The sequence below is a fragment of the Actinomadura sp. BRA 177 genome (assembly GCF_013372625.1).
GTDB lineage: Bacteria > Actinomycetota > Actinomycetes > Streptosporangiales > Streptosporangiaceae > Spirillospora.
In genome coordinates, this window is record NZ_JABXFD010000465.1 from 1 (window position 1) to 10,562 (window position 10,562).

Annotated in this window: 8 protein-coding genes; 4 read left to right on the plus strand and 4 right to left on the minus strand. The window is 71.2% G+C overall.

Annotated elements, in window-relative coordinates:
* The first annotated feature begins 2,495 nt into the window (after positions 1 to 2,495).
* Both HUX53_RS27275 and HUX53_RS27280 read left to right on the plus strand, forming a co-directional pair.
* Positions 2,496 to 4,004 (plus strand): M28 family peptidase, encoded by a 1,509-nt coding sequence (locus HUX53_RS27275; protein WP_176406078.1) that lies wholly within the window; start codon positions 2,496 to 2,498, stop codon positions 4,002 to 4,004.
* 297 nt (positions 4,005 to 4,301) lie between these two features.
* Positions 4,302 to 4,520: a DUF2277 domain-containing protein gene (locus tag HUX53_RS27280; protein WP_176406079.1), complete on the plus strand. Its 219-nt coding sequence runs from the start codon at positions 4,302 to 4,304 to the stop codon at positions 4,518 to 4,520.
* 3 nt (positions 4,521 to 4,523) lie between these two features.
* Here HUX53_RS27280 and HUX53_RS27285 read toward each other — a convergent pair whose 3' ends face one another.
* Complete coding sequence (locus HUX53_RS27285; protein ID WP_176406080.1) at positions 4,524 to 5,543, minus strand: aspartate-semialdehyde dehydrogenase; 1,020 nt, start codon at positions 5,541 to 5,543, stop codon at positions 4,524 to 4,526.
* 97 nt (positions 5,544 to 5,640) lie between these two features.
* Positions 5,641 to 6,792, minus strand: a complete 1,152-nt coding sequence (locus HUX53_RS27290) for an acyl-CoA dehydrogenase family protein (RefSeq protein ID WP_176406081.1) — start codon at positions 6,790 to 6,792, stop codon at positions 5,641 to 5,643.
* Between the two features lie 126 nt (positions 6,793 to 6,918).
* On the opposite strand from HUX53_RS27290, the gene HUX53_RS27295 reads away from it, so the two are divergent.
* Positions 6,919 to 7,230: a PspC domain-containing protein gene (locus HUX53_RS27295; RefSeq protein ID WP_176406082.1), complete on the plus strand. Its 312-nt coding sequence runs from the start codon at positions 6,919 to 6,921 to the stop codon at positions 7,228 to 7,230.
* Here the strand turns inward: HUX53_RS27295 and HUX53_RS27300 are convergent.
* Together HUX53_RS27300 and HUX53_RS27305 are read right to left on the minus strand one after the other, a co-directional pair.
* Complete coding sequence (locus HUX53_RS27300) at positions 7,227 to 8,558, minus strand: MFS transporter (protein ID WP_176406083.1); 1,332 nt, start codon at positions 8,556 to 8,558, stop codon at positions 7,227 to 7,229. The genes HUX53_RS27295 and HUX53_RS27300 overlap by 4 nt on opposite strands.
* A 95-nt stretch (positions 8,559 to 8,653) precedes the next feature.
* Positions 8,654 to 8,995: a metallopeptidase family protein gene (locus HUX53_RS27305; protein WP_176406084.1), complete on the minus strand. Its 342-nt coding sequence runs from the start codon at positions 8,993 to 8,995 to the stop codon at positions 8,654 to 8,656.
* 32 nt (positions 8,996 to 9,027) lie between these two features.
* Between HUX53_RS27305 and HUX53_RS27310 the strand changes: the two genes are divergently transcribed.
* A partial coding sequence (locus tag HUX53_RS27310; RefSeq protein ID WP_309237465.1) for a metallophosphoesterase occupies positions 9,028 to 10,562 on the plus strand: 1,535 nt, incomplete at its 3' end.

Here is a 10,562-nt window from a genome sequence, read left to right on the forward strand (position 1 = left end):
CTGAGAGCCGTATTGTATTTTTCTTGTGTTTTTTTGTTATTGAAACGCCGCCCACCGAGTCCTACACGATCCTCTTGGTCGGCAGCGTCAGATGTGTATAAGAGCCGGGCCCCGGCCAAGCCGGACCCCCGCACCGTCGCCGCCGCCTCGGCCGACCGCCTGGTCGCGGCGAAGCCCGCCGAGTTCAAGGTCGCCGCCGAGGACGGGATCGTCCGGCGCGGCGTCACCTCCGGGCTGCGCGGCCTCCAGCACGTCCAGTACGAGCGCACCTATGACGGCCTGCCCGTGTTCGGCGGCGACTTCGTCGTCACCACGAACGCGAGCGGCGGCGTCCTCAGCACGTCCGTCGACCAGACGAAGAAACTCGACGTGTCGACCAAGGCGACCGTCAGCGCGGCGAAGGCCGCGAAGACCTCCCGCGCCAAGGTGGCCAAGGTCGAGAACGCGTCCACGCCCCGCCTGATGGTGCTGGCCGAAGGCACGGGACGGCTCGTCTACGAGACGGTCGTCACCGGCACGCGGAAGAACGCCCCGACGAAGCTGCACGTCCTCGTCGACGCCAAGACCGGCAAGGTCGTCAAGACGTGGGACGAGGTGCGGGACGCGGCCGACGACCGCAGCTACTACCACGGCACCGTCGACCTCAGCACCGCCGCGACGTCCATGACGGACCCGCAGCGCCCCGGCCTCCGCTGCGGCGGCCAGAGCGGCTCCACCTACACCGGCTCCGACAGCGCGTGGGGCAACGGCGGCGGCACCGACCTGGAGACCGCCTGCGTCGACGCCATGTACGCCGTCCAGAAGGAATGGGACATGCTCGGCGACTGGCTCGGTCGCAGCGGCATCGACGGCCGCGGCGGCGGCTTCCCGATCCGGGTCGGCCTGAACCAGGCCAACGCGTACTGGAACGGCAGCTACACCAACTTCGGCCACAACCAGGCCGGCACCAAGCAGGCCACCTCGGTGGACGTGGCCGGGCACGAGAACGGCCACGCGATCTTCACCACCACGCCGGGCGGCGACAGCGGCGGCAACGGCAACGAGAAGGGCGGCATGAACGAGTCGGCCGGCGACATCTTCGGCGCGCTGACCGAGCACTACATGAACGAGCCGGCCAACCTCGACCCGCCGGACTACCTGGTCGGCGAGGAGGTCGACCTGGTCGGCTCCGGCCCGATCCGCAACATGTACAACCCGCAGGCGCTGGGCGACCCGAACTGCTACTCGTCGTCGATCCCGCGCACCGAGGTGCACGCGGCGGCCGGCCCGCAGAACCACTGGTTCTACCTGCTGGCCGAGGGCTCGAACCCGTCCAACGGCAACCCGAGCAGCCCGACCTGCGACGGCTCGACCGTGACCGGCATCGGCGTCAAGAAGGCCGGCCAGATCTTCATGGGCGGGCTGAACCGCAAGGTCACCAGCTGGAGCCACGCCCGCGCCCGCGTCGAGACGGTCAACGCGGCGCTGGAGCTGTTCCCCGGCTCGCCCACCGAGTGCAACGCGGTGAAGGCGGCCTGGAGCGCGATCAACGTCCCGGCCCAGAGCGGTGAGGCGTCCTGCGGCACGCAGCAGAACGACTTCTCGCTGTCGCTGAACCCCGGTTCGGGCAGCGCCCAGGCCGGCGGGACCGCCACCGCGACCGTGAACACGGCCGTCACCGGGGGCAGCGCCCAGCAGGTGACGCTGTCGGGGACGAGCAGCCCGTCCGGCCCCACCGTCTCGTTCTCGCCGAGCACGGTCACCGCGGGCCAGTCATCCACGATGACCGTCCGCGTCCCGGCGGGCACCGCCGACGGGACGTACCGGATCACGGTCCTCGGTGACGGCGCGTCCGTCGACCGCACCGCCACCTACACGCTCACGGTCGGCAACGGCTCGCCCGGCGGGACCGTCTTCGCCGACGACTTCGAGTCGAGCCAGGGCTGGACGACCGACCCGAACGGCTCTGACTCCGCCACCGCGGGCGCCTGGGAGCGCGGCACCCCGCAGCCGACGAGCTGGTCCGGCACCAACCTGCAGCTGGCCGCGGCCGGCGGCAGCGCCGACCTGGTCACCGGTGCCGCCGCCGGGACGGGCGCGGGCAGCTATGACCTCGACGGCGGCGCCACCACCGTGCAGTCCCCGGCGATCAGCCTGCCCGGCGGCACCCTGTCGCTGAGCTTCAACTGGTACTTCGCCTACCTCAACAACAGCTCGACGGAGGACTACCTGCGCGTCCGCGTCGTCGGCTCCAGCGGCTCGAGCACCGTGCTGAACCAGAGCGGCGCCATGGCCAACAAGGCCGGGACGTGGCAGTCGGCGACGTACGACCTGTCCGCCTACGCCGGGCAGTCCGTCCGGATCGTGGTCGAGGCCGCCGACGCGGGCTCCGCCAGCCTCGTCGAGGCGGGGCTCGACAACGTGAAGATCACCCAGTCCTGACCGCCCCCCGCACGCGGCCCGTGACGGGGCCCGCTCCCCCGTCACGGGCCGTTCCTTCCCCCTCTGGAGGATCGATGAGATCGCGCACCATGGCGGTGCTCGGGGCGGCGGCCCTGACCGTGTCCGCCCTCCTGCCCCTGCCCGCCTCCGCGGCGGCCACCGCCCCCGACATCTCCCTCACCAACGTCAAGGCTCACCTGTCGCAGCTGCAGAGCATCGCCGACGGCAACGGCGGCAACCGCGCCCACGGCCGTCCCGGCTTCCGCGCCTCGCTCGACTATGTGAAGGGCAAGCTGGACGCGGCCGGCTACCAGACCGCCATCCAGTCGTTCTCGCGCAGCGGCGCGACCGGCTACAACCTGATCGCCGACTGGCCGGGCGGCGACACGGGCGACACGCTGATGACCGGCGCGCACCTCGACAGCGTCACCGCCGGGCCCGGCATCAACGACAACGGCTCCGGCACCGCCGCGATCCTGGAGACGGCGCTGGCCGTCGCGCGCGAGAACTACCAGCCGAACCGGCACCTGCGGTTCGCCTGGTGGGGCGCCGAGGAGCTCGGCCTCGTCGGGTCGACGTACTACGTCAACAACCTGCCGTCCTCTGAACGGTCGAAGATCACCGGTTATCTGAACTTCGACATGGTCGGCTCCCCCAACCCGGGCTACTTCGCCTACGACGGCGACGGCTCGTCCGGCAGCGGCGGCCCGGCCGGGTCCGCCGAGATCGAGCGGGTGCTCCGGTCGTACTTCTCGTCGATCAACGTGCCCGTCCAGGACACGGCGTTCGACGGACGCTCCGACTACGGCCCGTTCATCCGCGTCGGCATCCCCGCCGGCGGGCTGTTCACCGGCGCCGAGGGACGCAAGACGTCCCAGCAGGCGCAGCTGTGGGGCGGCCAGGCGGGCGTCGCGTTCGACCGCTGCTACCACTCGTCCTGCGACACCACGTCCAACATCGACGACACCGCGCTGGACCGCAACGCCGACGCCATCGCGCACGCCGTCTGGACGCTCGGCGGCTCCGGCGGGCCGCAGGAACCGCCCGGCGACACCGTCTACTCCGACGACTTCGAGTCCGGCACCGGCTGGACGGCGGACCCGAACGGCACCGACACCGCCACCGCGGGCGCCTGGGAGCGCGGCACCCCGCAGCCGACCAGCTGGTCCGGCACCAACCTGCAGCTCGCCGCGGCCGGCGGCAGCGGCGCGCTGGTGACCGGCGCGGCGGCCGGAACCGGCGCCGGATCCTACGACCTCGACGGCGGCGCCAGCAGCGTCCAGTCGCCGGCGATCGCGCTCCCGGCCGGGTCGAAGACCCTGTCGTTCTCCTGGTTCTTCGCCCACCTGAACAACAGCTCGTCCGACGACCACCTCCGGGTGCGGGTCGTGGGGCCGAACGGGTCCACGACCGTCCTCGACCAGTCGGGCGCGGCGGCGAACCGCTCCGGGGCGTGGCAGACGCAGACCGCGGACGTCTCCGGCTACGCCGGGCAGACGGTCCGTGTCCTGGTGGAGGCCGCCGACGCGGGCACCGCCAGCCTGGTCGAAGCGGGTCTCGACAACCTCAAGATCACCAAGTAGCCGCAGGCCAAAGGCCGGTTTCAGTGTTTCCCACGACCCCGTTCACAGGATTGAAAATCCAGTGCCGGATGGATTCGTTGACACCCGGCCGGCCCGCGCGATGCACTGCTGAACAGCCCGCCCCTCACCCCCAGGGCTGAACACCGGCGGACGCACGGAGCGAATCTCGGCCCGAGCCGTGCGACCGCCACCGGGGACCCCGCCCCCCGCCGGACCCCCGAGCGTTCCTGCCACGAGTTCCCAGGCAGGAACGCTCGGGGGCCCATTAGTGTCCGGGACGGGAGGCACACTGGGAGCATGTGCCGCAGCATCAAGACACTTCGCCCGCCGTACGCCGAGGACGTGACCGACGAGGACGTCCGGGCGGCGGCGCTTCAGTACGTTCGGAAGATCTCCGGGTTCCGCGCGCCCGCGTCCCACAACGCGGAGGCGTTCGAGCGGGCCGTGGAGGAGATCGCGCAGAGTACGGCGGCCCTCCTCGACACCCTGGAGGTCCGAGGAGGGCGAGCGCGCTAGCCGCTACTCGGCGGCGATGAGTTCGGCGATCTGGACGGTGTTCAGGGCGGCGCCCTTGCGCAGGTTGTCGCCGGAGCAGAAGAGGGCGAGGCCGTTGTCCACGGTCTCGTCGCGGCGGATGCGGCCCACGTAGGTCGGGTCCTGGCCGGCGGCCTGCAGCGGGGTCGGCACGTCCGCGAGGACGACGCCGGGCGCGCCGGCGAGCAGCTCGCTCGCGCGCTCCGGGCTGATCGGGCGCTCGAACCGGGCGTTGACCTGCAGCGAGTGGCCGGTGAAGACCGGGACGCGGACGCAGGTACCCGACACCTTCAGCTCCGGGATCCCCAGGATCTTGCGGCTCTCGTTGCGGAGCTTCTGCTCCTCGTCGGTCTCGGCGAGGCCGTCGTCCACGATCGAGCCCGCCATCGGCAGGACGTTGAACGCGATCGGGCGCACGTAGACGGACGGCTCCGGGAAGTCCACGGCGGAGCCGGAGCCCGTCAGCTTGTCGGCGTTCTGGACGACCTTGGTCGCCTGGTCGTGCAGCTCGGCGACGCCCGCGAGGCCGCTGCCCGACACGGCCTGGTAGGTGGAGACGACGAGGGCGGCCAGCCCGGCCTCGTCGTGCAGCGGGCGCAGCACCGGCATCGCGGCCATCGTGGTGCAGTTCGGGTTCGCGATGATGCCCTTGGGACGGTCCAGCGCGGCACGCGGGTTGACCTCGGCGACGACGAGCGGGACGTCCGGGTCCATCCGCCAGCCGGAGGAGTTGTCGATCACGACGGCGCCCGCGGCGGCGGCCTTCGGCGCCAGCGCCTTGGACGTGGTCTTGCCCGCGGAGAACAGCACCACGTCGAGGCCGGTGTAGTCGGCGGTCTCCGCGTCCTCGACGGTGATCTCGGTGCCGTCCCACGGGAGCTTGCGCCCCGCGGAGCGCGCCGAGGCGAACAGCCGCAGCTCGTCGACCGGGAATCCGCGTTCGGCCAGGATTTCGAGCATCTTGGCCCCGACCTGTCCGGTGGCCCCGACGATGCCGACTCTCATGCCGCTCCCTCTGGTAGATCGCTTGACCCGGGCGAGTCTGCCCAGGTCATTGCAGGACGTCCAGTCAATAACCCTACGCGGAGGGTTCAAGCCCTCCTTAACGGAACGCGTCCAGTCCGGTGACGGCCTTCCCGAGTGTGAGCAGATGCACTTCCTGCGTGCCCTCGTAGGTGAGGACGCTCTCCAGGTTGTTCATGTGCCTGATCACCGGGTATTCGAGCGTGATCCCGTTCGCGCCGAGGACGGTGCGGGCCTGCCGGGCGACGTCCAGCGCCGCGCGGACGTTCGCGAGCTTGCCGAACGACACCTGCTGCGGCGTCGCCTTGCCCTCGTCCTTGAGGCGGCCGACGTGCAGGGCGACGAGGCCGGCCTGGCCGAGTGCGACCTCCATCCAGGCGAGCTTCTCCTGCGTGAGCTGGAACGACCCGATGGGCTTGCCGAACTGCTCGCGGGTCTTGGCGTAGTCGACGGCCGCCTCGTAGCAGGAGCGTCCGGCGCCGATCGCGCCCCACAGGATGCCGTAGCGGGCCTCCGACAGGCAGCCGAGCGGCCCCTTCAGGCCCTTCACGTTCGGGAGCATCGCGTCGGCGGGGAGCCGCACGTCGTCCAGGGCCAGCTCCGAGGTGACGGACGCGCGCAGCGACAGCTTCTGGTGGATGTCGCTCGCCGTGAACCCCGGCGTGCCCTTGGGGACGAGGAACCCGCGAATCCCGTCGTCGGTCTGTGCCCAGACGACCGCGATGTCGGCGATCGACCCGTTCGTGATCCACATCTTGGTGCCGTTCAGCACCCAGTCGGTGCCGTCGCGGCGGGCGCGGGTCAGCATGTCGCCGGGGTCGGAGCCGCGGTCCGGTTCGGTCAAGCCGAAGCAGCCGATCGCCTCCCCGGACGCCATCCGCGGCAGCCACTCGTTCTTCTGCTCCTCCGACCCGTACTTGTAGATCGCCGCCATGGCCAGCGAACCCTGGACGGAGACGAAGCTCCGCAGCCCCGAATCGGCCGCCTCCAGCTCCCGGCACGCCACCCCGTACGCGACGGCGCTCGTCCCGGCGCAGCCGTAGCCCTGGAGATGCATGCCGAGAAGGCCGAGTTTGCCCAGCTCGGGGGCCAGCTCGCGGGCGGGGAACGTCCCGTCCTCGAACCAGCCGGCCAGGTGCGGCGCGACCTTCTCCGCCACGAACGCGCGCACGGTGTCGCGGACCATCCGCTCCTCGTCCGTGAGCCGGTCGTCCACGCGCAGCACGTCCATGCGGGGTCTCCTTCCTCGGGGCCGTCCGCAGACGAGGGTACGTCGGGGACGGCCAGGGGTGCGCTCAGGGGCGAATCAGGGCGAATCCCGATGTCCGAACTCCGCCCGACTGGGCATGATCGAGGCATGGACATGGAGAAGAACACGACCAAGCAGCTCCGCCGCACCCGCGACAACCGGATGATCTCCGGCGTGAGCGCGGGCGCCGCGCGCTACCTCGACATCGACGTCAACCTCGTGCGGCTCGGCTTCGCCGTCCTCGCGGTCTTCGGCCCCGGGATCCCGATCTACATCCTCGCCTGGCTGCTCATCCCCGAGGAGGGCGCGGCGACGTCGGTCGCCGAGGACCTGTTCAAGAAGGCGAGCGACTCCCCGACCGTCCAGGACGCCGTCCAGAAGACGAAGGACACGGTCAACAAGAACCGCACCAGCGCCTAGGACGCGGACCGCCCGACGCCGGACAGCTCGTCGCCGCCCGTGCCGGACGGCCGGGTCACGGCGACGGGGCCGGGGCGCGTCCCGGCGATGACGCCGCCGCGGACCTGGTTCCAGCCGAGCGTCAGCATCGCCGCGCACGACAGGCCGAGGACGCCGGCGAGCGCCACCACCGTCTCCGGCCCGAGCACCTGCGCGGCGGCCCCGCCGACCAGGATGCCGATGCCCTGCCCGGCGAGGATGCCGGACTGGGCGAGCCCGAACGCCTGCCCGCGCCCGGCCGCCGGCACCGACGCCACGAACGCGGTGTTCGCCACCAGCTGATAGGCGCTGCCGACGCCCGACAGCGCCCACAGCCCGACCACCCACCACAGCGGCGGGTGGACGCCCGCGCCGACCAGCGGCAGGCAGGCGAGCATCGACATCCACCCCATCGCGTGCAGCCGGTTCGCGGGACGGACGAACCGGCTGAACAGCACCGAACCGACCGCCATCCCGGTGGGCATCGCCGCCAGCAGGATCCCGGCCGTCACCGCGCCGCCGCCGAACGTCGCCGCGTACGGGACGGCCAGGCCCTCGGGGATCACGTAGAACGCGCACAGCCACGCGAACAGCACCAGCGACCGCAGCACCGGATCGCCGAACACGAGCCGCGCGCCGTCCCGCGTCCCGCGCAGCAGGCCCAGCGACTCGCGCTCCCGGCGCCGCGGCGCCGCCCGCCGCCGCAGCCCGCCGATCAGGATGACCGCGGACGCGCCGAACGTCAGCGCGTCCAGGGCGAGGGCCTCGTACGTCCCGACGGCCGCGACGATCGCGCCGCCCGCCAGGAAGCCGAGCACCTGCGTGACCTGGTGGGTGATGTTGGCGATCGCCGAACCCGCCACATACCTGTCGCCCTCCAGGACGTCCGGCATGACGGCGGCGCGCGCGGCGGAGAACGGCGTGCCCAGCAGGACGACGCAGAACACCAGCGCCGACAGCACCCCGACCGGCATCGCCACCAGCGCCATGACCGCCACCAGGGCCGCCCGCAGCACGTCGCAGACGATCATCACCGTGCGGCGCGGGAACAGGTCGGCCAGCCCGGACAGCACCGGCCCGCCCACGATCGGCGGCAGGTAGGTCAGCGCGTAGACCAGCGCCGTGAGCAGCGTCGACCGCGTGTGGTCGTACACGAGCACGGCCAGCGCGACCTGCGCCAGCTGGTCCCCGATGTACGACAGCACCTGCGCCAGCCAGAGGGAACGGAACTCCCCGACCGCGAACACCTCGCGGTAGGTCGCCTGCTCCTCCGGCGGACGGCGATGCCGGCCGGTCTGCCTTCCCGCCACGCACGCTCCAGTTCAGCCCGCCCGGTACGGGCGCTCCTCCCCATTAACTCACGCTGCGTGGCAGTCGCGTGACCTACAGTGCGCAATTCTTTGCGTCAGTATCCGAGTTCGTGCAACTTCCCGTCATCGATCCCGAAGTGGTGCGCGATCTCGTGCACCACCGTGATCCGGACTTCTTCCACTACGTCCTCACGTGTGTCACAAATCCGGAGGATCTCGTTGCGGTAGATCGAAATGTGATCGGGCAGGACGGCTCCGTACCAGTCGCCCCGCTCGGTCAGGGGTACCCCTTGGTACAGGCCGAGCAGCCCCCGCTCGGGCGCGTCGTCCTCCACGACGATCACGACGTTGCGCATGTGGGCGGTCAGCTCGGGTGGGATGGTGTCGAGGGCCTCGGCCACGAGGTCCTCGAACTCATCGCGCGACAACTCCATCACACCACCGATTCTGCTCGATAGAAGGAGAACACGTGCCCAAGGTCCGCGCCGCGCTGGCCAAGGCGCTCGCGACACTCCGCGCCGCCCCGGCGACGCTCCGCGCCTACGCCGCCCTCATCGCCGGCCGCGCCCGCCCGGTGACCCGCCGCGTCTCCCCGTTCCTCACCAGCCGGTGGACGCGCCTCGGCCTCGTCATCGTCATCGGCCTCGCCGGCGGCTACCTCGGCCTCCTCGGCGGCGGACGCTACGTCACCCCCGTCGGCCCCACCGACGTCCAGCTCACCCTCCACCCGTCCCTGCACGGCGGGACGACCCTCAAGCTGCCGCCCCTCGGTAGCCTCCGCCTCGACACCCACGAGGGCCCCGTCTCCCTGGAGGCCCGCCTCACCGACCTGCGCCCCGACCAGGCCAAGAAGCTGATCGAGGACGACACCGAGATCGACCGCCTCACCGACCGGATCGCCGGCCAGATCCGGCACGGCCTCGTCGAGCTGTTCGTCCGCGCCGCCCTGATCGCCCTCGCCGCGAGCTTCGTCGCGTCCCTCATCCTCTTCCGCTCCTGGCGCCGCGCCCTCCTCGGCATGACCTCCGCCGCCGTCGGCCTCGTCGCCATCTCCCTCCTCTCCTGGACGACGTTCAACCCGCAGTCCATCGCCGAACCCCGCTACACCGGCCTCCTCGCCAACGCCCCGCAGATCGTCGGCAACGCCCAGAGCATCGTCGAACGCTTCTCCGCCTACCGCGCCCAGCTCGCCCGCCTCGTCGGCAACGTCTCCGAGCTCTACACCACCACCTCGACACTCCCGACCTACGAGCCGGACCCGTCCACCATCCGCGTCCTGGACGTCTCCGACATCCACCTCAACCCCGCCGCCTGGAACGTCATCAAGTCCGTCTCCACCCAGTTCAAGGCCGACCTGATCATCGACAGCGGCGACCTCATGGACCACGGCAGCAAGGCCGAGGACAAGTTCGCCGACTCCATCTCCGACCTGAAGGTCCCCTACGTCTACGTCCGCGGCAACCACGACTCCATGGAGACCCAGAAGGCCGTCGACCGGCAGAAGAACGCCATCGTCCTGGACGACGAGACCCGCGAGGTCGAGGGCCTGCGCATCTACGGCGTCGGCGACCCCCGCTTCACCCCCGACAAGAGCACCCGTGACGACTTCGTCGGCGCCGACCAGCTCCGCGCCGAAGGCCAGCGCTACGCCGCCAAACTCCGCGCCTCCGGCACGACCCCCGACATCGTCGTCACCCACGACCCCACCGAAGGCGAGGCGTTCTCCGGCGTCACCCCCCTGATCCTCGCCGGCCACACCCACACCCGCTCCACCAAACTCCTCCCCACCGGCACCCGCCTCTTCGTCCAGGGCTCCACCGGCGGCGCCGGCCTCCGCGGCCTCGAACACGAACAACCGACCCCGATCGAACTCTCCGTCCTCTACTTCAGCCGCGCCACCCACCGCCTCCAGGGCTGGGACGACCTGCGCCTGGGCGGCCTCGGCCTGACCTCCGCCCAGATCGAACGCCACCTGGAACCCGACCCCGACCGCACCATCCGCCC